Below are 23,183 nucleotides of genomic sequence, written 5' to 3'. Positions count from 1 at the left end.
TGAAATGTGCGGCAGAAAGCGGAGGAGCAGCAATGGCAGGCAGAACAGCCACCATCACCCGCCAGACCAGTGAATCTAAGGTGAGCCTGAGTCTGGATTTGGATGGCACCGGGGTGACCGATATCGACACCTCGGTTCCCTTCTATGACCATATGATGACGGCCCTGGGCAGGCATTCCCTGATCGACCTGACCATCAAGGCAAGCGGGGACACCCAGATCGACATCCATCACACCGTCGAGGACGTTGCCATCGTCTTTGGCGAGGCCCTGGCTCAGGCCCTTGGCGACAAGCGGGGTATCAAGCGCTTTGCAGATGCCACCGTCCCTCTGGACGAGGCCCTGGCACGAGCCGTGGTCGATATTTCCGGCAGGCCCTATGCGGTCTGCACGGGCGAGCCTGAGGGGTTCCAGTACGCCATGATTGGCGGGCACTTCACCGGCTCCTTGGTCAGGCACGTCATGGAGTCCATCGCCCTACATGCCGGCATCTGCCTTCACCTGACCCTCTTGTCGGGCAGAGATCCGCACCACATCGCCGAGGCAGAGTTCAAGGCCGTAGCAAGGGCTCTGCGCTTCGCGGTGGAGCCTGATCCCAGGGTGAAGGGCATCCCCAGCACCAAGGGGTCGCTATGAGCGCGGATGAATACGACAACAATGACAGCAGGGATCAAGACCTGCCGGATTCCGGCCATCATCTGAGTGAGGAAGAGGTCGAGCGGGCTCTGGCCAGCTTCGAGGCTGAGTTCAATGAGGACCAGAATCAAGCGGATCAGCCCGTTGATCACTCCGGATCAGGCGTGGATGACGATGCTGGTTTGGATTCCGCGCCCGCTGACGAATCTTCGGTGAAACCGGATGGGGCTGATGGCGTTGCTGCCGATTTCGACCAAGAGCTTGAAGGCCTGATCGGCAACCGGGCCAAGGCCGCCGTAATGGTGACACGCCTGGCATCGGCAGAGCTTCTGGCGGCTTTCTGCCAGATATCCGATATCTCCGCCTATTGCATCCAGGCCCGTGAAGGTGCTGTGGCCGTCCTGAGAAATCTGGACGGGGACGGACCCGAGGCAGCTATCCGCGATTTGACCACGGTCGTATCCGGGCTCAGCGCCATCCTGGCCGTCAACCGGGCGGACAAGCTCGAGGTGACCCTATGGATCAGCGGGCAGTCGGGACAGACGCTCGCGCCGCCCATCCTCTTTGCCGCCACTGCAGACTTCGTAGAAGACCTGATGATCGGGACCACCACAGTGGATAGGCTGCGCCAGGATGGGGCCGCCATCTTCGACTCGGGGGAGTACAACCGCGAGAAGGCCATGGGCATCATCGCCTCGCACACCAGGTTCGGGGCCGGAGGATCGACTCGCAAGGGTCGCGTCGAGTAATCGCGCAAGCAAACGGCTTGGCTAGGAGGAACATGACCAGGATACAGGTGCTTGACTATGGGTTCGGCAATGTCAGATCCATGGTGCATGCCCTCTCCCAGCTGGGGGTTGATGCGCAAATCAGCGCCGACCCGGACCTGGCCATGAAGGCCGACGGGCTGGTCATTCCCGGAGTGGGGGCCTACGGGGCCTGCATGGCGGGGTTACGGGCTGTCGGCGGCGACCGCATCATCCTGGATCGACTGGCCCAGGGGCTGCCGGTTCTTGGGGTCTGCATAGGCCTTCAGGTCATGTTCCAGTCCGGGGACGAGGACGGCCGCAGCGAGCCCGGTCTGGGCTTGATACCTGGTCGTGTGACGAAACTGGACGCTGATGTAGTGCCCCATATGGGCTGGGATCATGTCCAGGCGCCTCAGGGAACAAGACTCTTGGCAGGGGTCCAGGATCAACGCTTCTACTTCGTCCACTCCTATGCCGCCATGGCGGCGAAGGGGGATGACCGATCCGTTGGGGCCCAGCCCGATTTGTCCCTACGAGTGTCAGCATTGAATCGGACGAGTAACAGCCAGCCAAGGTCAGCTCAGTCAGTGTCTGACAAGATTTCACAGGGTGCTTCTTTCGGTGAACCGCTGGTTACCTGGGCCACCTATGGACGCAGCAGGTTCGTGGCGGCCTACGAATGCGGACCCTTGAGCGCCACTCAGTTCCATCCTGAAAAGTCCGGCCAGGCCGGAGCACGGTTGCTGACCAATTGGGTACGGACCCTTTCCGGGGCTTCCGGACTCTCCTGCGAGAAAGGTGAATGAGATGCTCACGCTTTTACCGGCTGTCGATGTCCGCGACGGAAAGGCGGTTCGCCTAAGGCAAGGGATCTCCGGCTCCGAGAAGGTCTACGGTGAGCCTGCCGATGCAGCCAAGACTTGGGTCGACCAAGGTGCCGAGTGGCTCCACCTGGTCGACTTGGATGCGGCCTTCGGCACCGGAGACAACCGTGACAAGCTGGCTGCCCTGGTCAACGAACTGGGGGATCGTGTCAAGGTGGAGCTCAGCGGCGGCATCCGCGACGATGCAAGCCTGGAGGCTGCCCTGGACGCAGGTGCCACCCGGGTCAACATCGGCACGGCGGCTCTGGAGGATCCGGAGTGGACCAGCCAGGTCCTGGGTCGCTACGGCGAAAGGGTTTGTGTGGGTCTGGACGTACGCGGACACACCCTGGCCGCCCGGGGTTGGACCAGACAGGGCGGGGACCTTTTTGATGCCATGGAGCGACTGGACCGGGACGGGTGCAGCCGATACGTGGTCACCGATGTGACCCGTGACGGGATGATGACCGGCCCCAACCTGGATTTGCTGGGTCAAGTGGCTGACCGGACTCCGGCCAAGGTGACCGCCTCTGGGGGCATATCCAGCCTGGATGACCTGAGCAGGATTCTGGACCTGACCGATCGGGGCGTGGACAGCGCTATCCTGGGCAAGTCCCTTTATGAGGGGGCCTTCACCCTGGAACAGGCGCTGAACCTGGTCTCGGGTCATTGTTAACGCTATAAGCAAGTCTGCGAAATATAGGAATGGGAGCATAAGCTCTATGGATAAGCAAGAGGAGTTCGCGCTGCGCACTGTCGAGGAGCGCGATGTCCGGTTCATTCGTCTCTGGTTCACTGACGTATTGGGCACCCTGAAGTCGGTGGCCATAGCGCCCACCGAGCTGGAGGTGGCCTTCGAGGAGGGGCTGGGCTTCGACGGCTCGGCCATCGAGGGCATGACCAGGGTCTCCGAGGACGACATGATCGTCAAGCCAGATCCGTCCACCTTCCAGATACTTCCCTGGAGGGGCGGGCCACAGGGCACGGCGCGAATCTTCTGCGATGTGCTCACCCCGGACGGCGAGCCCAGCAGCGGGGATCCCCGACACGTGCTCAAGCGGGCCCTGGCCAAGGCCAAGGAGAAGGGCTTCATCTTCTATACCCATCCGGAAATCGAGTTCTACCTGTTTGAGAACCAGGATGATTGGTCCCAGGTCCCGACCCCCATTGACGAGGGCGGCTACTTCGACCACGTGCCCCGTAGCCCGGGGATGGACTTCCGTCGGGCCTGCGTCAATATGCTGGAGCAGATGGGCATCTCGGTGGAATACTCCCATCACGAGGCCGGACCGGGGCAGAACGAGATCGACCTGCGCTATGCCGACGCCCTGACCACCTCCGACAACATCATGACCTTCCGGACCGTGGTCAAGGAGATCTCCCTGGAGCGGGGAATCTACGCCAGCTTCATGCCCAAGCCCTTCACCGATAAGCCAGGATCGGGCATGCACACCCATCTGAGCCTGTTCGAGGGGGACACCAACGCCTTCTATGAGGTGGGTCAGGAGTTCAACATGTCCCAGACGGCCCGGCAGTTCGCCGCCGGCATTCTGGCACATGCGGCCGAGATCTGCGCTGTGACCGACCAGTATGTCAACTCCTACAAGCGTCTCTGGGGCGGGGCTGAGGCGCCCAGCTACGTTTGCTGGGGTCACAACAACCGGTCTGCCCTCCTGCGCATCCCGCAGTACAAGCCCGGCAAGGGAAACTCGGCCAGAATGGAGTTCCGCGGGCTGGATCCGGGGGCCAACCCCTACCTGGCCTACTCGGTGCTGCTGGCTGCCGGACTGGACGGGATCGAGCAGAAGATGACCCTGGGCGAGCCTACCAGCGATGACGTCTGGGAGCTGACCGACGCCGAGCGGCAGGCCATGGGCATCGAGCCCCTGCCTGACAGCCTGGACGCGGCGCTCAAGGTCATGGAGAAGTCGGATTTCGTGGCCCAGGTGCTGGGCGAGCAGACCTTCGAGTACTTCCTGCGCAACAAGCACCGGGAGTGGGCCGGATACAGCCGGCAGGTCACCCCCTACGAGCTGGCCTACTACCTGCCCAAGCTTTGAACCCGGGGCTTACTGGTCAGATCGGCCGAACCAGCTGTTGTAGATGATGACGAAGTTACGGTTGCCATAGCTCGAGCAGCGGTCGCCCTCGCCGTCGCCTGCCCGTAGCGCTGCCTCATTGGGCTGGTAGGGCGTGTAGATGTAGAGCAGGGCAGTGGCATCGTTCTCGATGTAGACCTTGCCGCTGCCACAGGAGGCATCGGGGCTGAAGCGCACATCGTTCAGGGCCTTGGTCTGGTAGGCGTAATGGTCCCGATGAGCCTGGTAGTAGCGGAATCGATGGGCGGCTCCGTAGACCTGGTTGAAGAATCCGGCATAGCTGGCGTCACAGTGTGCATCATCAGGGCAGGAAAGGCCCATGGCCGACTTGAGCTGGACCTGGGTGGCGGGCTGGTCGGTGGCCACCAGATGCTGCTCTTTTTGCAGCATGGTCAGAAGGACCTTCTGACTGATCCCACAGGAGCGGGCGGACCCGTCGATGATCTGAGCCGCGCTCTGCCCCTTGCCGCCCTTGTAGGCATCACATAGACCGTCGCTGGGGCGGTTGGGGACATCCATATGCAGGCTGCGCAGGCAGGTGGATCCGTTGCAGGATGCCCCCTTCTGGTCCAAAAAGGCCTGGACATCATCGACATTCATTTCCACGGTGTCATGGAAGCGGTGATCGGTGATGATTCTGCCCGGATTGAAGACGTACTCCTGGGAGAGCTGCTCCTGGTGGCGGATGGCGCGGCCGACCATCAGCCGGTAGGAGACGAAGCGGACGGCCAGGATGCACAGGGCGACCACCAGGACTATGGCCATCAGGGTGGTCCCCACGGTCTGCGCGCGGCGGAGGGTCATTCGCCCGCGTTTGGTGCCGCCCCTTCGTTTTCGTCCCGATGGCCTTTTGCTCATGGTTTTTCTTCCAGCGCCTTCCTGATTCGTTGCAGGCTGACAGGGATGGCCGTCCCCAGCTCCTGGGCCCAGATGGAGACGAAGTACTCCTCCATCATCCAACGTCCCCTTCGCGCACGGTCCATGGCCTGGTCTCGTCCGGGACCGGCGGGCAGAGCCTGGGCCGCCTTGGCCGCCTGGTCCACCAGATCCTGGGCGGTCTGCGCCTGCCATGCCCATCGTACGTCACGGTCCTTGTCCCTGCGAGCCTTGTCCAAGCGCATCAGATCCGCCTTCAGATACGTGCGCAGGCGGGGGATGGCATAGGGCGGATCGGCACCGATGAAGCCCTTGGCTACCAGATCCGCCGAATGCTGGCGTATCCACTGCAGGACAGAGAGTAGGGGAAGATCGGCCGGGCCAGACACGGCCTTGTCCACCTGGGCCGAGGTCTCCAAAATGGCGACCACATCCTTGGCCACCTGGTAGACAGTGTCCTCGTAGACCTGGCTGACGCCGGTCACAGCCTCCTGCAGGGTCTGGTCGTTGGTGATGGCCTCGGTGTGGGGGATCAGGCGCTTGACGGCGGCCATCTGCAAGTCCTCGGCCAGGGCGGAGGTGTCGGGATAGGGGGCCGATGCCAGCATCAGGGCCTCCCGGCTCAGCCAGCGCGAGGAGATCCGCTGTGCAGGCAGGTGGAGCTTGTCAAGGGCGGCCTGCCAGATCAGTTCCTCGCGCGGTTTGGTCGTGGCGCCGGACTTGTGGAGCAGATCGGCGCTTTTGACCACCTGACCCTGACGGGCGGCCTTGCTGGCCTGGGAGTCCACCCGGGACCGGGCCGACTGCCGGGCCTGTCCGGCCAGGTCACGCTGCAGATCGGTCAAGGACTTGGACCGGCCCAGGACCTTGGGGCGGCCTTGGCTCTTGCGGCCGCGGCTGTGGCCCTGGCGCCGATCATCCTCCACCTGGAAGGTGGGCCGCAGGTAGTCGGGCAGTCGTTCCAGCCTGGCTTGGGTGAAGACCTCCGGATGCAGCTGGGCTCCGATCGTGTCTATGGCAGCGGCGGTGAAGGCCTGCTCGAAGTCCGGCCAGCCCCCGGCGGGGATGGCTCCGGCACCGTTTTCATCCCTGGGTACAGACTGCTCTGCCGACCCGTAGGTGGCCTGTTCTGCCGACGCAGGGTCGGTGCCGGGCAGCAGGGGATAGTGACCGTCTATCCAGGCGCGGATGGTCCGGGCGGCGTCTGGTGCGGGAACGAACTGGACTCGCAGGGCCTTGGGCAGGGACTTGATGGTGGCTGTGATCAGATCGTCCAGAAGGCCTGGCACTGTCCAGGTGAATTGTCCGGGTATCAGCTGGTTCAGGCAGTGCAAGGGGATGTGAACTGTGATGCCGTCATCCGGTTCTCCCGGCTGATAGCGATAGGTCAGGGGCAGATCCATGGGCCGACCGTCGATGCCCAAGGTGTGCCAATGGTCGGGGTAGTCCCCGGGTCGGTAGGAGGCGGACTGGTCGTTCAGACGCTCCACTTTGTCAGGATCGAAGTCCAACAGGTGCGGGTCCGCATCGTGATGCTTCCGCCACCAAGAGCCCAGTGCGGCCAGTGATGTGGCCTCCTGGGGAATGCGCTCCTGGTAGAAATCGTAAAGGTCCTCCTCGGTGACAGTGCCGGTTACCTGGCGAGTCCGGCTGGTCTGCTCGCCGGCCTCGCTGAGCACCTGCCGGTTGGCCTTGATGAAGCCGTCATGCGGGAAGCGCTCGCGCACTTCGCCCTGGACCAAGCCCTGGCGTATCAACATGTCCCGGGCTTGGCCGGGGTTGATCCGGGCCCATTGGACCGTCCTGTCGCGCACGATGGGCAGGCCGTAGAGCAGGACCTTGGAAGTGGCCACTGCGGCGCCACGGGAGGCCGACCAGTGGGGTTCGGCGTAGGTGGTCCTGGTCAGGGACTTGGCCAGCGGTTCGGCCCAGGCCGGATCGATGGCCGCACAGCAACGTGCCCAGAGCCGTGATGTCTCCACCAACTCGGCAGCCATGATCCAAGGCGGATTGGCCTTGGCCAGGGCAGAACCGGGGAAGATGGCAAAATGCGTGCCGCGCGCCCCTTGATAGTCGTTCTTGGCTTGCCGGCGCGCCCGTTTCATGGCCTTGGCCCGTGCTGCGCCATGCAGGCCAGCGAAATCGGAAGCCTTGGGCTCGTGGACCACCTGCATGCCCATGCTGGAGAGCAGACCGGCCAGCATGGATCGGTGGATGCCCTGGTCGTCCCAGGAGCAGACCAGGGCATGGGCTGCCTGCTGCCCAATAGGCAGGGCCAGCAGGGCCTGATCCGGTGCTTTGACGGGGACGGGGGAGCCTACCTTCATATGCAGACCCCGGCACATCTGGGCCAGCTGCTGGTAAAGGTCATGCCACTGCCGCATGCGCAGGAAGGCCATGTACTCCTGCTTGCAGGCCTTGCGCAGAGCTCCGTTGGAGGGCTCCTTGTCCTGTGGGAAGAAGCGGTTCCAGATGTTCAGTGCCGTCAGGAAATCGCTGGAGGGGTCCTCGTAGCGGGCATGAATCCGGTCGGCCTCCTCACGCTTCTCCTCCGGGCGTTCGCGAGGGTCCTGCAGGGAGAGGAAGGCTACGACCACCAGAACGGCGGCCAGGGTGTCCGGGGTGGCATCCTGGCCGGCCTGTAGGATCATTCTGCCTAGACGGATGTCGATGGGGATCCTGGCCAGCTGTCGTCCCAGCTTGGTCAGCCGGATAAGGCCTTGCTGGCGGGAGATGGCCTGCAGCTCGGTCAGTTCACGCAGACCATCACTGACTGCCCGCGTGTCGGGTGGATCGATGAAGCCGAAGTCGGTGACATCCTCGGCCGTATGGGCCACGCCTACCGAGAGCATGTGCAGGATGACCGAACCCAGGGAGGTGCGCAGGATCTCCGGGTCGGTGAACTTGGGGCGGGTGTCATAGTCATCCTTGGCATAGAGGCGGATGGCAATGCCGTCGGCCACACGTCCGCAACGGCCCGCACGCTGATCAGCCGAGGCCTGGGAGATGGGCTCTATGGGCAGCCGCTGGACCTTGGCCGACTTGGAGTATCGGCTGATCCTGGCCAGTCCAGGGTCCACCACGTATCGGATGCCCGGCACCGTCAGGGAGGTTTCGGCCACGTTGGTGGCAATGACGATGCGCTGATGGCCGTGGCGTTCGAAGACCCGGTGCTGCTCCTTGGCCGACAGGCGGGCGAAGAGCGGGATAATCTCCAAAGCGTCCGGGCGGCGCATGTCGGAGGTCCGCGGGCCGAAATGGCGCCGCAGTGCGGTTTCGTACTCGCGGATGTCGCGCTCGCCGGCGGCGAACACCAGGATGTCCCTGGGGCCGTCCGTGTGGGTGGAGTGAATGACCAGCTCGGCGCAGGCCCGGGCCACCGCCTTGGGAATGTCCGGATCCTCCCTGTCCTGGCCATCCTCGGAGTCGAACCCGGGGACGTGTCGCATCAGGGCCGGAGCCGATCCGGCGGGCTCATAGAGGGTCTGGACCGGATAGGTGCGCCCCGAGACCTCGAGTACGGGCACCTTAGTGTGCAAGGCCTTGGCGAAGTGATCGCGGAACTTGACCGAATCGATGGTGGCCGAGGTGATGATCAGTTTCAGGTCGGGCCGTTTGGGCAGCAGGGCGGTCAGATACCCCAGCAGAAAGTCGATGTTCAGGCTGCGCTCGTGGGCCTCGTCGATGATGATGGTGTCGTAGGCCCGCAGCTGGGGATCGCCCTGGATCTGCGCAAGGAGGATGCCGTCGGTGACCACTCGCAGGCGGGTGCTGCGGCTGGACTTGTCGGTGAAACGCACCTGGTAGCCGATCTGGTCGCCCAGCCTGGTGCCCGTCTCCGAGGCAATGCGCTCAGCCACGGTTCTGGCGGCGATCCTCCTGGGCTGGGTGTGCACGATTTGGCGGCCGTGGTCGCCGCGACCCATCTCCAGGAGGATCTTGGGGATCTGAGTGGTCTTGCCCGAGCCGGTCTGACCCGAGACGATGACCACCTGAGAGGACTGCACGGCATGGACGATGTCCTCCTTGGCCGCGCTGATGGGCAGCTCAGCAGGATACTCGAACCTCATGCCCGGCCCACCTCGATGATCCTGTAGCCCTTGGCTGAGGCATACTTCTCGGCCGTCCAACCGGGGCCCAGGGCGTCGGCCAGCCAGGGGATCAGGGAGTCGGCACCAAGATTGCGTTGAACCACCAGATAGGCCCGGCCCTGGGGCTTCAGTCTGGGCAGGTAGGTCATCAGCAGGTCGTGCAGGACCGTCTTGCCCACTCGGATGGGCGGGTTGGACCAGATCAGATCGAAGCGCAAATCGTCCGGCACCTGCTCCGGGGTCAGGGTGCGCACCTTGTCAAGGTCCTGGGATCGGGCGTTGCGGGCAGTCAGATCCAGGGCCCGTAGGTTGGTGTCCACAGCGTAGACGTTGGCCTTGGGCGACTGCATGGCCATGCTCAGGGCGATGGGCCCCCATCCGCAGCCCAGGTCCAGAAAGTCGCCCTCTGTCGGTGGCTGAGGGACGCGTTTGAGCAAGACCGAAGTGCCCAGATCGAGCCTGCCCGACGAGAAGACCCCGTGAGAGACCTCCACCTGGCAGGTGCGGTCGGCCAAGTCCACCTTGATGGTCCGCCGCTGGTCGGGGGAGGCCGGACGGGCCACGAAGTACTGTTCGCCTCCGTCCGTCTCGGTCCTGGAGGATTGCCCCCGGCTGCTGCCATGGTCCCTGTGCGTCATGTCCATCCCATCCGTCTTTGAAGTCTGCCCGTCCCTCGGGCACCCGCTGATGTCTGCTAAGAAGATGATAATAAAGACTGTGTCATGATTCCGCCTATACCGGATTCGTTCCCTAGTCCATAGATCAACGCAGAGGTGCCTTTGACCCAAGAAAAACCGACCCAAGAGCATGGTTCAGCAGTTGACGATGCCAATCAGGACCCGCTCTCTCACAAATCCGAGGTACTGACCGGCAGTGAAGGGCAGGCCGGGCAGGACCAGGATCAGGAGTGGGAGGAGCGCAGTCGGCGCAATGCCTTCCGCCATGTCGAGGGGCTGGGTGAGCTCCAGGACGTGACCGAGGTGGAATACCGCAAGGTCCGTCTGGAGCGGGTGGTCCTGGTCGGCGTCTGGTCGGGTTCGCGGACCACGGTCGGTCAGGCCGAGGAGTCCCTGCGCGAGCTGGCTGCCCTGGCGAGGACTGCCGGGGCCGAGGTGCTTGACGGACTGCTTCAGCAGCGGGTCAAGCCGGATCCGGCCACCTACCTGGGTTCGGGCAAGGCGCGGGAGCTGGCAGATATTGTGGCCCGGTTGAGCGCCGACACCATCATTACCGATGACGACCTTCATCCCTCCCAGCGACGTGCCCTTGAGGATGTCACCAAGGTCAAGGTGGTCGACAGGACGGCCCTGATTCTGGACATCTTTGCCCAGCATGCAACAAGCCGCGAGGGCAAGGCCCAGGTGGAGCTGGCTCAATTGGAGTATATGTTGCCCAGGCTGCGTGGCTGGGGTGGATCCCTCTCCCGCCAGGCTGGTGGCCAGGCTGCCGGGCAGGCCGGCGGCATAGGCTCGCGCGGCCCAGGCGAGACGAAGATCGAAACAGACCGGCGTGTCATCAGACGGCGGATTTCCCGGCTGAAGCGCCAGATCGCCCAGATGGCCCCCTCTCGTCAGGTCAAGCGCGGATCCCGGCGGCGCTACCAGCTGCCGGCTGTGGCTGTGGTGGGGTACACCAATGCCGGCAAATCCTCGCTAACCAACCGGCTGACCGGTTCCGAGGAACTGGTGGAGAACGCCCTCTTCGCCACTCTGGATACGGCCGTCAGGCGCACCAAGGCGGCAGACGGCCGGCTCTACGTCTATGTGGACACCGTTGGGTTCGTCCGCCGCCTGCCCACCCAGCTGGTCGAGGCCTTCAAATCCACGCTGGAGGAGGTGGGGCAGTCCGATTTGATTCTGCACGTCGTGGACGGCTCCCACCCAGATCCCTTCGGCCAGATCAAAGCTGTGGACGCCGTGCTGGCAGATATCCCCGGCGCCGAGTCCATTCCCCGCCTGCTGGTCTTCAACAAGGTAGATCTGATTGACCAGGATGCCCGACAGCGGCTTGCCAATCTTGAGCCGGAGGCCTTCCTGGTCTCGGCCAGGCAGGGTCAGGGTCTGGAAGCTCTGCGCAGGCGGGTGGAGGAGTTGTTGCCCGCCCCTGCTGTGCATGTCCAGGCCATCCTGCCCTATACCAGCGGCTCCCTGCTGGAGCAGGTACGGCAGTTGGGACGGGTGGATTCATTGGAATACCGGGCCGATGGGGTTGCGCTGAGCGCTGACGTGGATGACCGGCTGGCGGCTGCCGTGCTTGACCAGGCGATTGATCAGAAGCCCTTGCAGGCTCCAGCGGGTGACACGCCATCGACCGGGCTGAACTCTTAAGGGAAGAAGCGAACCAGGTCACCTATGCTGGGTAGACTACGTATGTTGTCAGCGGCAAACCCGTTTCTCGGGTTCCGATAAGAGAGGTCCATAAAATATGGCGGAATCATCAATCAAGCCAACCAAGCTAGCGATCGTGGGAGCTGGAGCCGTGGGGTCGACTCTGGCCTTTTCGGCGGCCCAGCGTGGCGTGGCTCGAGAGATCGTTCTTGAGGATATCAACGCCCAGCGTGTTGAGGCCGAGGTTCGCGACATGCAGCACGGATCCAGCTTCTACCCCACGGTCACCATCGACGGCTCGGACGATCCGCAGATCTGCGCCGATGCCGACATGGTGGTCATCACGGCCGGAGCCAGGCAGAAGCCGGGGCAGACGCGGCTGGACCTGGCAGGCGCCACCATCAATATGATGAAGTCCATCATCCCTCAGATGGTCGAGGTGGCTCCCAATGCCATCTTCCTGCTGATCACCAACCCCGTCGACATTGTCACCAGGGTTTCGCTGGAGCTATCCGGACTGCCTGTCAACCAGATGTTCGGTTCGGGCACCAACCTGGACTCCGCCCGCCTGCGCTACCTGATCGGTCAGCAGACCGGGGTCAATGTCAAGAACGTCCATGCTTACATCGCTGGCGAGCACGGCGACTCCGAGGTCCCGCTCTGGAGCTCGGCAACCATCGGCGGCGTGCCCATGTGCGACTGGATGGAACTGCCCGGCCATGAGCCTTTGGATGCGGCCAAGCGCGAGGAGATCCACCAGGAGGTGAAGAACGCTGCCTACCAGATCATCGAGGGCAAGGGGGCGACCAACTTCGCCATCGCCATGTCCGGCGTGGACATCATCGAGTCCATCTTGAACGGCACCGACCGGATCCTGCCGGTCAGCTCCCTGCTGGAAGACTTCCACGGCATATCGGACGTGTGCATGTCGGTGCCCAGCGTGCTCAACCGCGAAGGGGTCAACACCCACATCAACACCCCGCTGAGCGACGGCGAGCTGGCCGCTCTGAAGCGTTCCGCCGAGACCCTCAAGGAGACGGCAAGCAAGTTCGGTTTCTGAGTATTTCACAGGAAACTCTTGCCTCGCAGTGCCTGGTGGCATACCTTGGTGATTGATGAAACGGGGTATGCATGAGCGCTCATGAAGGTGTTGTTCAGGGTGGCGGATCCGCCCATCGTCGACAGTTGCTGACGACCTTGGCTCTGACTGGATCGGTCTTCGTAGCTGAAGTCGTCGGCGCCTTGGTCACCCGCAGCCTGGCCTTGCTGGTCGACGCTGGGCACATGATGACCGACATGGCTGTGCTGATCGCATCCACTGTCACCGCTGTGTTGATGGAACGCCGCCCCACAAATCGGCGGACCTGGGGCTGGTCCCGTCTGGAGGTCATCACGGCGGCTGGTGGGGCTTTGGTTCTGCTGGCTGTGGGAATTTACGCCATTGTAGAGGCCGTCTTGCGGCTCTTGTCACCCGGGCGGGACCAGGTCCAGCAACGGGGGCTCCTGCTCTTCTTCGGCATCTTGGGTCTGGCTGCCAATGTGGGGTCCATCCTGGTCCTGGCCTCCGGCCATAAGGACAACCTGAACATGCGTGCCGCTTTTCTCGAAGTGGTCAACGATGCATTGGGCTCGGTGGCGGTCCTGATATCAGCCGTGGTCATGATGGTCACCGGCTGGGCTGGATTCGATGCTGTAGCGGGAGGCGTAATTGCTCTGCTGATGATTCCCCGCGCGATTAAATTGCTGGCCAGCAGCGTCTCTGTACTTCTTGAGGAGACCCCAGCGGATCTTGACATGGCCAAGGTCAGGAAGCACCTAGAGGGTGTACCCGGCGTACTTGAGGTTCATGACCTGCATGCCAACAGTGTCTCCACCGGCTTGCCGCAGCTGACAGCACACGTGATTGTGCGTCAGGGCACCTCGCCTGTCGAAAACGAACGTATTCTGACCAGCATGCAACGCTGCCTGCGTAATCATTTCCCAGTCTCGGTCGAGCACACTACCTTTCAGATAGAACAGCAGGGGCACCGGGACAGCAGCGGCGAGCATTTGGACATGTAGCCTTCAGACTTTGCGCAGGACGGTGACCACCTTGCCCATGATGACGGCGTGGGTGCCGTCAATGGGGGAGTAGGCCGGGTTATGGGGGATCAGCCAAACGTGACCGTCCTCGCGGCGGAAGGTCTTTACCGTGGCCCCATCGTCCAGCAGGGCTGCGACGATGTCTCCGTTTTCAGCCTCCTGCTGGCGGCGGACGACCACAAAATCTCCGTCGCAGATGGCGGCATCGACCATGGAATCCCCGTGGACCTCAAGCATGAAGAGTTCGCCCGATCCCGTCAGACGTTCGGGAAGACGCATGACATCATCCACATGCTGCTCGGCCAGAATGGGCTGACCGGCGGCGATTCTGCCGACCAGGGGCACGTCGCGCGATTGCATGATGGCCTCGTCGGTCTGTGTGTCAGGGAAGGGTACGATCCTGGCGGTTCCTGCAATCGGCTCAGGCTGGTCCTGGACCAGCTCTATGGCACGTCCCTTGTTGGCAGTCAGGCGAATGTAGCCCAGATCCTGCAAGACCTGAAGCTGATGCTTGACGGAAGAAGTGCTGCGTAGTCCTGCGTCTTTGCCGATTTCCCTATAGGAGGGCAGGAATCCACGCTCTGACAGGTGCCGCTTGATAGCTTCCAACACCCTGGCCTGGCGATCGGTCAGCTTGGGCCTGGACCCATGCTTCAGGCTCTCGGCGCTGGCTGCTTTTTCTTTCGTTGTGTTCATGGCTGAAGTTTCGGCTGTTTTCTGAGAGTCGGTGCTCTTAGACGCAGTGGATTGGTTGAGAGAGCCCATGGGCGTGGATCCGACAAAAGGGATGGTACTCACGATGGGCTCCTTTCCTAGGAAACTGAACTCAGTCTAACCCGCTTGGAGTGAAAAATCAAACAAATGTTCGAATCAGCCTTGCCAAATGACTGTCGCGGTGCCAGAATGAGAACATCTGTTCGATAGAACAAATGTTCGAAAGTGGTGTGCCATGGTTATTCGTACCTGTGCCAGTTCCAGCATGTCTGCGCCGTCGAACTTGTTCTCGGTCTGCCGGGCGTATGTAAGATCTGTGTTCTCGTCCGTCATGGCTCGTCTTCTTAGAGCTGCAAAAGTCTGTGTGTCCGAGCAAGGTTTTATAGGCATCATTGTGCGTAGATTCGCGGTTTCCCTGGCTTTCGGCGCTCTGATCCTTGCTGGGGTCGGATGGATGGCTCGATCAGCCAGCTCCGCTCCAGGACCGCAGGAGGTTGTCACCAGAACGGTTCGACCGGGTGATAATGTCTGGTCCTTTGCGACTTCGATCACTCCGCAAGGTGAGGATGTCACAAAAAACGTAGACCGTATCATGCAGATCAACAATATGTCCTCGCCCAATCTGCGTGTTGGTGACCGAATTCTGATTCCCAGTGACGATTGAGGCAGTGTTTTTCGATCCAGGAAATAAATGACGTGACTTCAATGACTTTTCGCATGGATGAATGCACTAGCTGAATTCGAGGAGTATGTCCAGGGTTGTATGCTGATAGGCCCGGTATACGTGGGTCTTGCGGTCCTTAGGCGCTATGATATTGCATATGCACTGCCCTTTCTGCCAGAATCCCGATACCAAGGTTGTGGATACGCGAATCAGCGACGACGGCCATGCCATCAGGCGTCGCCGTGAGTGTCCGCAATGCTCGCGTCGGTTCACCACAGTGGAGACCTCAATTCTCCTGGTCATGAAACGCTCAGGCAATGCTGAGCCCTTCAACCGCGACAAGGTCATCTCTGGCGTGAGGAAGGCCTGTCAGGGCAGGCCCATCGATGAGAATGACCTGAAGCTCCTAGGCCAGCAGGTTGAAGAGGATCTGCGTTCACGCGGCCTGGCTCAGGTCGATTCGGAAGAGGTCGGCAGGGCCATCCTGAAGCCCCTCAGGGAGCTGGACGAGGTGGCTTATCTGCGCTTTGCTTCGGTTTACCGCAACTTCAGCAACCTGGAGGACTTCCAGCAGGCCATTGACACCCTGCGCGCTGAAGATCAGTCTGCTGAAAGCCAATCTCCTACTGTGCAGTCCTGAAATTAACAATTTTGCCACCGGCCATTGTGACCGGAACAGGTCCACATTGCAGCAGGCTAGCTGCCTCTGTCGGCGTGCAACGGGATTGAACTGTGACGGGGAATAAACGGAGGTGCCAGGCATGATGCAGGCCTGGCACCCAGGTACATCATCCCAGATCCAGCAGCCTCTGATCCTCAGAAGTCTGGGCGATGACCAACTCCTGAGTAGGTCGCGTCATGGCCACATAAAGGTCGGCCGCTGCGCTCAGCCTGGAAGGGGCTTCATCCTGGATGGCTCCAGGCTCAACCAGAACCACGGCATCGAATTCCAGCCCTTTGGTGTGGCCGGTGGTCGTGACCGTGATTTGGTGCTCCTGAGCCTTATCAATATGCAGCCGTGAGCTGACCTCCGCTTCCAGAGCGTTGGGAACGATGATCGCCAGGCGTCCGGTACCGTCTTTGCCCAGATGGCGTTCCGTCAGTTCGCCCACCAGAGCAGGCAGCTGGTCCAGCAGGTTGGCCTGATCGTCAGCTCGCAGGTGGCTGACCGATCCTTCAACCTCGCGGACTGCCTTGAGCGTTGAAACCTCGAGACCCTCGGAGGCTGCGAAGGAGGAGGCCAGGTTGGATACCTGACGAGGGTTGCGATAGTCGATGGTCAGCTGCCTCAGGTCCCATCCGTCCGGTCCGAAAAGCGCGTCCATGGTGGAGGCCCAGGACCGTGTGCCGCCAAGGGCCGCCGTCTGGGCCACATCTCCTACGATGGTAAAGGACCGGGAGGGGCAGCGCCGGACCAGCATCCTCCAGTCCATGGCCGTTAGCTCCTGGGCTTCGTCAACCACGATGTGTCCGTAGACCCATTCACGGTCGGCGGCCGCCTGAGTGGCTGCCTGGTTATCTTCCTGGCCGTTGATGGAATCTAGCAGCATCTGCGAGGTCACGATGCCTGTGCCGATGCCGTTCTGGGCCAAGGTGTCGCTGGCAAACCGGCGTTCCTCTTCACGACGGGCCTTTTCGGCCTGATCACGATCCGCTTGGCGTGGGTCGGGGCCCAGCAGTTCCATGGCCTCATCCAGGATGGGGATGTCGGATACGGTCAATTCGGCACCATCCTGGCGGGTCAGCAGGTCAATCTGTTCCGGGGTCAGCCAGGGGGCGAACCGGCGCAGACGATCCGGCCTGGACCAGAGGTCGTTGACCAGCCAGCGTGGGTTCATAGGTAGCCAGGCCAGATTGAGGGTCCTCCGCACCTGGTCGTTCAGCCGCAGCAATGAGGTGACCCGGGCGAGTTCCTCGGCTCCGGGCTCGTAGTCCACTCCTTCGGCATAACGGGTGGTCATGGCGTTCAGGGCCGAGCGCACAAAGGTGTTTCTGGCCTTGTTGTGGGGCTGGTGGCTGCGTCGGGCATCGATCAGAGCTTGCTCCAGGTCAACTGCAAGCATGGGTACGGCAACCCCATCCACCTTGACCGTGGGCAGGGAGGCAGGCACCCGCTCCCGAGAGGCGACGGCGTTGGCTACGGCCTCGGCCATGCGGATGTCTCCCTTGAGCCGGGCCACGTGCGGATCCTCCTGCCGTTCGGTGCTGATGCCGGGGATGAGGTCGCCCAAGGTACGGCTGAGCACTCCGGTCTCGCCCAGGGAGGGCAGGACCTGGTCGATGTAGTGCAGGAAGGCGTTGCTGGGCCCGACAATCAGTACGCCTGAACTTTCCAGTCTGCGCCTATGGGTGTAGAGCAGATAGGCTGCCCGGTGCAGGGCCACGGCCGTCTTGCCGGTGCCGGGTCCTCCCTGGACCACCAGCGGGCGGGTCATGGGGGAGCGGATGATCCGGTCCTGTTCAGCCTGGATGGTGGCTACGATGTCGGTCATCTGCCCGGTCCGGCGGCTGGACAGGGAGGCCATCAGCGCACCCTCGCCGGCAAGCGTACCGCCCTGGGCTGCCTTGTCTACCTCGGGGGCCGACAAGTCCAGGACTTCATCTTCGATGCCGGTGACCTGGCGGAAGTTGAGGGTGATGTGCCGACGCATAACGATGTCACCGTGGTCCGCCGGTGTGGCCTCGTAGAAGGGGCGTGCGGCCTCGGCCCGCCAGTCGGTCAGGATGGGCTCGTGGTTGCTGTCCAGAAGGCCCAGCCGTCCGATATATCGCCGGCTGCCCTGGTCAGTATCCAGTCTGCCGAAGACCAGACGGTCCTCCACGGCCCGCAGCTGGGTGAGCCGGTCCTCATACATGTTGGCAAAGGAATCCCGCTCGGTGCGCTGGGTAGGGGATCCGTGGGAGCCGGCGGCCCGAACCGCGTCCAGTCTGGTCCTGGCCTGCGTCCGCAGCTCGTCCAGACGGCCGTAGGCCCTGTCCACCGCCGCCTGCTCTTCATGCAGCTGTGAGGAATAGCTCGACATGTGCGTCCGTTCTGTGGAATGTTCAAAAATCGGATGATCCAATATACCGCTCGACCTCTACTTTTTCGGCCCGGCAGACCCTTGGTCGCATCGTCTTTGCCGGGTGGCGAAACGCCGAGGCGGACCCTTTGGCGAGGCAAATGGTTGGGTTTGGGCCTGAGGTGGTGCCATAGTGGTGAGCAATGGGGATAAGTGGGGTAAAGTGGGGAGCATTGCGTAGGGGACGCTACCCGATGGGGCCGTCTCTTGGTTACCAAACTGGCATTGGAGGTGGGGCATGGCCGATACATACGACGCAGATGCCGCCTCGCCTTCCCTGCCCCCCATGCTTCTGGGCACCTACTCGCCCAAGATGGATTCCAAGGGCCGCCTGGCTCTGCCGGCCAAGTTCCGCGCTCAGCTAGGTCAGGGCCTGGTTATGGCCCGCGGCCAGGAACGCTGCGTCACTCTGTTGCCCCCTGAGGAATTTCAGCGGATGGCCGTGCGCATCCAACACACCTCCATGGGCGACAAGTCGGCCAGAGACTACCTGCGTGTATTTCTGTCCGGCGCCGTCGACCAGGTCCCTGACAAGCAGGGCCGCATCCTGGTCCCGCCCATGCTTCGATCCTATGCACGGCTGACCGGCCCTGTTGTGGTCATTGGTGTGGGCACCCGTGCTGAGATCTGGGATCAGGATTCCTGGACTGCCTACTTGGAGAGCAAGGAGCAGGGCTACGCCGATATCGCCGACGATGTTCTTCCGGCGGTGGATTGCTGATGGAGACCCTCATGGAAAATCGCAATCCACCCGACCAGGAAGCTGTGGACAGGGGCATGGTCCACCGTCCCGTTCTGCTGGAGCGTTGCCTTGCACTGGCCCGGCCTGCCTTGGAGCACCCGGGGGCGGTGGCTGTGGATTGCACGCTGGGTTTGGCTGGTCATGCCACCGCCTTCCTCAGATCCTGCCCTGAGGCCCGTCTTATAGGCATTGACAGGGATCGTCAGGCCCTGGGTCTAGCCACTGGCCGGATGTGCGACGAGGGTCTTGCCGATCGCTTCACGCCGGTGCACGCCCCCTTTGACCAGCTGGACCAGCAGCTGGATGCGCTGGGAGTAGGCCAGGTGGATTTGGTCTTCATGGATCTGGGACTCTCCTCCCTGCAGATTGACCGGCGCGACAGGGGATTCACCTACCGGCAGGACGCTCCGCTGGACATGCGCATGGATACCAGCCAGGAGCTGACGGCCGCGCAGGTTCTGGCCGAGTATGACCAGGAACACTTGGCCGACATTTTCTCCCGGTATGGGGAGGAGCGCTATGCAAGACGCATCGCACGGGCCATCATCGAGGCCAGGCAGGAACAGCCACTGACCACCTCGGCGCAGCTTGACCGTCTGGTCGACAGGGTCGTGCCGCGTGGCCACCGTCCCCCGGGCAATCCGGCCAAGAGGGTTTTCCAGGCGCTGCGCATCGAGGTCAATGGAGAACTGGACCGTCTGAGGCGCACCCTGCCCCAGGCCATTCTGCGACTGGCTCAGGGAGGTCGTTTGGTCGTGGAGTCCTATCACTCCCTGGAGGACCGCATGGTCAAGCGCTTCATGGCGCCCGGGCTGCATGTGGACCTGCCGGCAGGCATGCCGGTGGTGCCCGATCAGGCCCGCCCCTATCTGTTAGATCTGACTCATGGGGCCATCAAGGCCGATCCTGCCGAGCGGGAACGCAACCCCCGGTCCGCCTCAGTGCGCCTGCGGGCCGTGGAGATGATCGGATCCATTCCCGAGGAGCGTCGTCGTCGGCTTCAGGCCGAGGCACGTGGTGAGGTTTCAAATGGTCGCCACTGCAATGTTGGCCACGGTTCGGAATCGAGGCGCCGGTCATGAGCATGCCAGCACGTTCAGTCCGTTCCAAGGCATCCCCGGACAAAGGGCATCCCCGCATCCAAGAGATGCCCACCAGGCCTGAGCTCAGTCTGATCAAGGGCACAGGCAAGGCAGGCAAGGCGCGCCAGCCGGAACGAGGTCCAGTGGCTGAGGGAGCCCGGCGTCTGATCGGCTGGACGCGAACCCGCGGCAATCCTCTGCTGCGCATCATGACCTCGGTTGTTTTTCTGGCAGCCTGCATGTTCGGTTCCCTGATGTTGCGCACCCAGATGGTCCAGGACTCTTTCGAGGCCACCCGGGTCCAGCATCAGATCAGTAATCTCAACCAGGATGTCCAGGATGACCAGAACAAGCTCGACCAGCTCCAGGCCTCCCTGCCGGACAAGGCCCAGGAGTTGGGCATGCAGCCCCAGCAAGGTCTGAACTCCATCGATCTGCAGGGCTACAAGCCCCCTCAGAACGCCCAGGGCAAGGCGGGGCAACCATGAGCCGCAAGGGAACCAAGGGTTCTTGGCACATCTCCTTCTGCAAGCGTTCGTTGTCTGTAGGCCTGATCCTGATCGTGGTAGCTGCGTTGGCCCTGGGCAAGCTGGCCTACATCCAGCTCTTCGATGGAAGGTCCATAGCCCAGGCCGCTGCGGCAAGTCGCACCGTGCCGCACACCATCAAGGCCCAGCGCGGCCGCATTCTGGATGTCAATGGCCGGGTGCTGGCCCAGAGCCTGGAGCGTTACAACATCATTGGTGACCCCGAGGCTGCGGCTTCCTTCATACCTATCAACTGCACCAAGCGCACAGGCAGCGACTGCCACAGTATCAAGGGTCATCCAGTGGGCGCCGACGGTGCTGCCGGCGTGGCCCGCCTCCTGGCGCCGGCCCTGGGGATGAACGCCATGGAGCTGGGTGGCAAGCTCAGCGTCCCTGGAAGATATGTGGTCCTGGCCAAGCGGGTGACTCCCGAGGCCAAGCGCGCTATTGACAAGCTCGGGTTGCAGGGGATCATCACGGCCGAGCTGAGCAGTGAACGTACCTATCCGCATGCCGATCTGATGGGGGCCCTGATCGGGGGCATCGATGACAGCGGCAAGGGCGTGGCCGGGATTGAGCAGATGGAAAATCGGCGGCTGACCGGCACTGACGGCTATACGGTCTATCAGCAGGGACTGCTGGGCCAGGAGATCCCGGGAACCGTGACCCGTCAGCGCAATCCGGTCAACGGCAAGGACGTGACCCTGACCATTGATCAGGACGTGCTCTGGTACGTCCGTCAGGCCCTCAAGTCAGGTTGCCAGCGCTACCATGCGGACTGGGGCCTGGCGGTGGTTCAGGACACCCGCACCAACGAGATCGTGGCCCTGGCCGACACCGACGATTACCAGGCGGGTAGCGACCAGGCCAAGGTCAACTCCTCCAGGGCGGTCGCGGAGACCTTCGAGCCCGGCTCCATAGGCAAGACCATCTCTGCTGCAGGCATGCTTCAGGAGCAGGTCCACTCCATGAGCGACCGCTTCACCGTGCCCGACCACATCACCGTGGACAACCAGCAGTACAAGGACGCCTTCTACCATCCCGCTGAGCACTGGACTCTTGCCGGCATTCTGCAGAACTCCTCTAACGTGGGCATGATCATGGCCGCGGATCGCTACTCTGATCAGAAGCGTTACGACTATCTGACCCGTTTCGGCATCGGCCAGGCCTCGGCCCTGGGCCTGCCAGGGGAGTCCAAGGGCCTGCTGACCACGCCTCAGACCTGGGACCGCCGCACCCGTAACACGGTTCTGTTCGGCCAAGGCTATGCCACCAACGCCGTTCAGTTGACCAATGCCGTCGCCACCCTGGCCAACAAGGGGGTCCGGTCCGACCAGACCATCATCCGAGGGCAGGGCGCGGTCAAAGCCAATCAAGTCAGGGTCGTGGATGAGAAGGTTGCGGCTGCGGTCATGAACGGCATGGAATCGGTGGCCGAGAAGTACGAGAACACGGCCAAGGTGGAAGGCTATCGAGTGGCTTCCAAGACCGGAACCGCCGAGGTGGCTGACAGCTCGGGTCACCTGGGCGGCATCATCAGCGACTGGGTGGGGATCCTGCCCGCCGACGACCCCCATTTTGTGGTCACTGTGGCGCTGAAGAACCCTCAAAGCAGCGATGGGGTTTTCGGCAGTATGACCGCCGGACCCATCTTTGCCCAGATCGGTGAATTCCTTATGCAGAAATACCAGGTCCCCGCGTCGCAGCCAAGGACCGATGCTATCCCGGTAACATGGTGATACCGGCAGGCATCATGGCGTTCCCGGACGAAGGAGAGATTGCAGCATGAGCGCGCTGAGTGAATCAATCTCCCGACGGTTGACCCTGGGGCAGCTCAAAGGGCGCTACGGGTTGACACTGGTCCCTGACTTCGCTGAGCCAGTCACGGTTACCTCATTGGTGGACGACCTGCCCTCAGTGCGCCCCGGCAGCCTGTACGTGCCTGCAGACCAGCAGGTGGACCAGGGCATGATCGAGGAGGCCGAGCGCCGTGGGGCCTATGCAGCCCTGCTGCCGACTTCGGCTCGCCAAGAGGTGGGACGAGCCCGCATACCCCTGCTCTTCGGCACCATGCACCCCTGGCAGATGGGCCAGTTGCTGGCCAATGCCGCAGGGGATCCTTCGGGAGCCTTGGCTGTCTTCGCCTTGGTCGGTTCCCAGGTGCAGGACCAGGTGGATCTTCTGGCCGATTTCCTGCACGTGTTGGGCAATCCCGTCGGCATTCTCAGTGCCAAGGGCTCGTATTCGCTGGATCGCCGGTTGGACCTCGAATATCCCCTGAGCATGTTCGATGTGCAGCGCAGTCTGTCCATTACGCTGGAGGACGGGGCGGCCGCTGTAGTCATCTCCGTGGATGAACAGACCCTGGCCAAGGATGCCCTGCAGGCGGTGGACCTGGATGTGGTGGCCCTGGGCGCCCAGGAGGGCTCCACCCGCGATATGCGACACTTGCGGCTGATTTCCAAGGCCCGCCGATATGGGTTCAACCTGGGCGGGCATACCATCGTGGCCCGGCGCAACGAGGAATCAGACGGACTGGCCCGCCAGTCCCTGCCCGCAGACGCAGAAAGTGACGACCTGTCCCTGTGCATCGCCATGACTATGGCCGCCGGCGTCAAACGCAACAACATCAGGAGCGCCCTGCGCGTCTCCCGTGAAATGTCCTGAGAG

At 62.5% G+C, this 23,183-nt stretch carries 19 protein-coding genes; 14 read left to right on the top strand and 5 right to left on the bottom strand.

Annotated elements, in window-relative coordinates; genetic code table 11:
* Positions 1-32 precede the first annotated feature (32 nt).
* From hisB to glnA, 5 genes are read left to right on the top strand one after another with little or no spacing between them, the layout of a single operon-like run.
* A complete protein-coding gene (gene hisB / locus H3T93_RS03830) occupies positions 33-635 on the top strand; it encodes an imidazoleglycerol-phosphate dehydratase HisB (protein WP_144176796.1) in 603 nt (200 codons plus the stop codon).
* Positions 632-1,384 carry a hypothetical protein gene (locus tag H3T93_RS03825; protein ID WP_144176798.1) on the top strand — a complete coding sequence of 251 codons (753 nt, stop codon included), beginning with the start codon at positions 632-634 and terminating at the stop codon, positions 1,382-1,384. The genes hisB and H3T93_RS03825 overlap by 4 nt, the downstream gene beginning before the upstream one ends.
* A gap of 32 nt (positions 1,385-1,416) precedes the next feature.
* Positions 1,417-2,190 carry an imidazole glycerol phosphate synthase subunit HisH gene (hisH, locus tag H3T93_RS03820; protein WP_144176799.1) on the top strand — a complete coding sequence of 258 codons (774 nt, stop codon included), beginning with the start codon at positions 1,417-1,419 and terminating at the stop codon, positions 2,188-2,190.
* A gap of 1 nt (position 2,191) precedes the next feature.
* Positions 2,192-2,923, top strand: a complete 732-nt coding sequence (priA, locus tag H3T93_RS03815) for a bifunctional 1-(5-phosphoribosyl)-5-((5-phosphoribosylamino)methylideneamino)imidazole-4-carboxamide isomerase/phosphoribosylanthranilate isomerase PriA (protein WP_144176800.1) — start codon at positions 2,192-2,194, stop codon at positions 2,921-2,923.
* Between the two features lie 46 nt (positions 2,924-2,969).
* A complete protein-coding gene (gene glnA, locus H3T93_RS03810; protein ID WP_110425037.1) occupies positions 2,970-4,307 on the top strand; it encodes a type I glutamate--ammonia ligase in 1,338 nt (445 codons plus the stop codon).
* Between the two features lie 9 nt (positions 4,308-4,316).
* On the opposite strand, the gene H3T93_RS03805 is transcribed toward glnA, so the two are convergent.
* From H3T93_RS03805 to H3T93_RS03795, 3 genes are read right to left on the bottom strand one after another with little or no spacing between them, the layout of a single operon-like run.
* Positions 4,317-5,204 (bottom strand): hemagglutinin, encoded by an 888-nt coding sequence (locus H3T93_RS03805; protein WP_144176801.1) that lies wholly within the window; start codon positions 5,202-5,204, stop codon positions 4,317-4,319.
* The gene (gene hrpA / locus H3T93_RS03800; protein WP_144176802.1) at positions 5,201-9,292 is read right to left on the bottom strand and encodes an ATP-dependent RNA helicase HrpA; all 4,092 of its coding nucleotides are present in this window, start codon (positions 9,290-9,292) and stop codon (positions 5,201-5,203) included. The genes H3T93_RS03805 and hrpA overlap by 4 nt, the downstream gene beginning before the upstream one ends.
* Positions 9,289-9,951 carry a class I SAM-dependent methyltransferase gene (locus H3T93_RS03795; RefSeq protein WP_046323699.1) on the bottom strand — a complete coding sequence of 221 codons (663 nt, stop codon included), beginning with the start codon at positions 9,949-9,951 and terminating at the stop codon, positions 9,289-9,291. The genes hrpA and H3T93_RS03795 overlap by 4 nt, the downstream gene beginning before the upstream one ends.
* Positions 9,952-10,176: 225 nt before the next feature.
* Here H3T93_RS03795 and hflX point away from each other — a divergent pair, with 225 nt between their 5' ends.
* The 3 genes from hflX to H3T93_RS03780 all read left to right on the top strand — a co-directional run bounded on the left by hflX (position 10,177) and on the right by H3T93_RS03780 (position 13,701).
* Positions 10,177-11,640: a GTPase HflX gene (hflX, locus tag H3T93_RS03790; RefSeq protein ID WP_144177555.1), complete on the top strand. Its 1,464-nt coding sequence runs from the start codon at positions 10,177-10,179 to the stop codon at positions 11,638-11,640.
* A gap of 97 nt (positions 11,641-11,737) precedes the next feature.
* Complete coding sequence (locus tag H3T93_RS03785) at positions 11,738-12,700, top strand: L-lactate dehydrogenase (RefSeq protein ID WP_046322674.1); 963 nt, start codon at positions 11,738-11,740, stop codon at positions 12,698-12,700.
* A 71-nt stretch (positions 12,701-12,771) separates the two neighbouring features.
* A complete protein-coding gene (locus H3T93_RS03780) occupies positions 12,772-13,701 on the top strand; it encodes a cation diffusion facilitator family transporter (protein WP_144176803.1) in 930 nt (309 codons plus the stop codon).
* A gap of 3 nt (positions 13,702-13,704) precedes the next feature.
* Here the strand turns inward: H3T93_RS03780 and lexA are convergent, their stop codons facing one another.
* On the bottom strand, positions 13,705-14,487 hold the full coding sequence (gene lexA, locus H3T93_RS03775; protein ID WP_411674993.1) for a transcriptional repressor LexA: 783 nt from the start codon (positions 14,485-14,487) through the stop codon (positions 13,705-13,707).
* Positions 14,488-15,257: 770 nt separating this feature from the next.
* Between lexA and nrdR the strand changes: the two genes are divergently transcribed.
* Complete coding sequence (nrdR, locus tag H3T93_RS03765; RefSeq protein WP_046322678.1) at positions 15,258-15,740, top strand: transcriptional regulator NrdR; 483 nt, start codon at positions 15,258-15,260, stop codon at positions 15,738-15,740.
* Positions 15,741-15,888: 148 nt separating this feature from the next.
* On the opposite strand, the gene H3T93_RS03760 is transcribed toward nrdR, so the two are convergent.
* On the bottom strand, positions 15,889-18,123 hold the full coding sequence (locus H3T93_RS03760) for a HelD family protein (protein ID WP_144176806.1): 2,235 nt from the start codon (positions 18,121-18,123) through the stop codon (positions 15,889-15,891).
* A 277-nt stretch (positions 18,124-18,400) separates the two neighbouring features.
* Here H3T93_RS03760 and mraZ point away from each other — a divergent pair, with 277 nt between their 5' ends.
* From mraZ to H3T93_RS03735, 5 genes are read left to right on the top strand one after another with little or no spacing between them, the layout of a single operon-like run.
* Positions 18,401-18,883, top strand: a complete 483-nt coding sequence (gene mraZ, locus H3T93_RS03755) for a division/cell wall cluster transcriptional repressor MraZ (protein ID WP_046322681.1) — start codon at positions 18,401-18,403, stop codon at positions 18,881-18,883.
* Between the two features lie 11 nt (positions 18,884-18,894).
* Positions 18,895-19,986, top strand: a complete 1,092-nt coding sequence (gene rsmH, locus H3T93_RS03750; RefSeq protein ID WP_411674988.1) for a 16S rRNA (cytosine(1402)-N(4))-methyltransferase RsmH — start codon at positions 18,895-18,897, stop codon at positions 19,984-19,986.
* Between the two features lie 2 nt (positions 19,987-19,988).
* A complete protein-coding gene (locus tag H3T93_RS03745; protein WP_232348607.1) occupies positions 19,989-20,474 on the top strand; it encodes a hypothetical protein in 486 nt (161 codons plus the stop codon).
* A complete protein-coding gene (locus tag H3T93_RS03740) occupies positions 20,471-22,252 on the top strand; it encodes a peptidoglycan D,D-transpeptidase FtsI family protein (RefSeq protein ID WP_110425044.1) in 1,782 nt (593 codons plus the stop codon). The genes H3T93_RS03745 and H3T93_RS03740 overlap by 4 nt, the downstream gene beginning before the upstream one ends.
* Before the next feature lie 46 nt (positions 22,253-22,298).
* Entirely contained in the window at positions 22,299-23,180 is an 882-nt protein-coding gene (locus tag H3T93_RS03735) for a hypothetical protein (RefSeq protein ID WP_046322684.1), read from the top strand.
* The last annotated feature ends 3 nt before the right edge of the window (positions 23,181-23,183 follow it).

The organism is Bifidobacterium sp. M0404 (assembly GCF_016101415.1).
Lineage (GTDB): Bacteria > Actinomycetota > Actinomycetes > Actinomycetales > Bifidobacteriaceae > Bombiscardovia > Bombiscardovia polysaccharolytica.
Note: the sequence above shows the minus strand (reverse complement) of the source record. Positions and strands in the feature narration are given on the sequence as shown.

What these genes read in the sequence shown, in the direction of transcription:
- H3T93_RS03825 (WP_144176798.1), top strand. Translation starts at nt 632, where the DNA reads ATGAGCGCGGATGAATACGACAACAATGACAGCAGGGATCAAGACCTG.
- H3T93_RS03795 (WP_046323699.1), bottom strand. Translation starts at nt 9,951, where the DNA reads ATGACGCACAGGGACCATGGCAGCAGCCGGGGGCAATCCTCCAGGACC.
- H3T93_RS03780 (WP_144176803.1), top strand. Translation starts at nt 12,772, where the DNA reads ATGAGCGCTCATGAAGGTGTTGTTCAGGGTGGCGGATCCGCCCATCGT.
- priA (WP_144176800.1), top strand. Translation starts at nt 2,192, where the DNA reads ATGCTCACGCTTTTACCGGCTGTCGATGTCCGCGACGGAAAGGCGGTT.
- H3T93_RS03740 (WP_110425044.1), top strand. Translation starts at nt 20,471, where the DNA reads ATGAGCCGCAAGGGAACCAAGGGTTCTTGGCACATCTCCTTCTGCAAG.
- glnA (WP_110425037.1), top strand. Translation starts at nt 2,970, where the DNA reads ATGGATAAGCAAGAGGAGTTCGCGCTGCGCACTGTCGAGGAGCGCGAT.
- mraZ (WP_046322681.1), top strand. Translation starts at nt 18,401, where the DNA reads ATGGCCGATACATACGACGCAGATGCCGCCTCGCCTTCCCTGCCCCCC.
- lexA (WP_411674993.1), bottom strand. Translation starts at nt 14,487, where the DNA reads ATGGGCTCTCTCAACCAATCCACTGCGTCTAAGAGCACCGACTCTCAG.
- rsmH (WP_411674988.1), top strand. Translation starts at nt 18,895, where the DNA reads ATGGAAAATCGCAATCCACCCGACCAGGAAGCTGTGGACAGGGGCATG.
- nrdR (WP_046322678.1), top strand. Translation starts at nt 15,258, where the DNA reads ATGCACTGCCCTTTCTGCCAGAATCCCGATACCAAGGTTGTGGATACG.
- hisB (WP_144176796.1), top strand. Translation starts at nt 33, where the DNA reads ATGGCAGGCAGAACAGCCACCATCACCCGCCAGACCAGTGAATCTAAG.
- H3T93_RS03745 (WP_232348607.1), top strand. Translation starts at nt 19,989, where the DNA reads ATGCCAGCACGTTCAGTCCGTTCCAAGGCATCCCCGGACAAAGGGCAT.
- H3T93_RS03760 (WP_144176806.1), bottom strand. Translation starts at nt 18,123, where the DNA reads ATGTCGAGCTATTCCTCACAGCTGCATGAAGAGCAGGCGGCGGTGGAC.
- hrpA (WP_144176802.1), bottom strand. Translation starts at nt 9,292, where the DNA reads ATGAGGTTCGAGTATCCTGCTGAGCTGCCCATCAGCGCGGCCAAGGAG.
- H3T93_RS03735 (WP_046322684.1), top strand. Translation starts at nt 22,299, where the DNA reads ATGAGCGCGCTGAGTGAATCAATCTCCCGACGGTTGACCCTGGGGCAG.
- H3T93_RS03805 (WP_144176801.1), bottom strand. Translation starts at nt 5,204, where the DNA reads ATGAGCAAAAGGCCATCGGGACGAAAACGAAGGGGCGGCACCAAACGC.
- H3T93_RS03785 (WP_046322674.1), top strand. Translation starts at nt 11,738, where the DNA reads ATGGCGGAATCATCAATCAAGCCAACCAAGCTAGCGATCGTGGGAGCT.
- hisH (WP_144176799.1), top strand. Translation starts at nt 1,417, where the DNA reads ATGACCAGGATACAGGTGCTTGACTATGGGTTCGGCAATGTCAGATCC.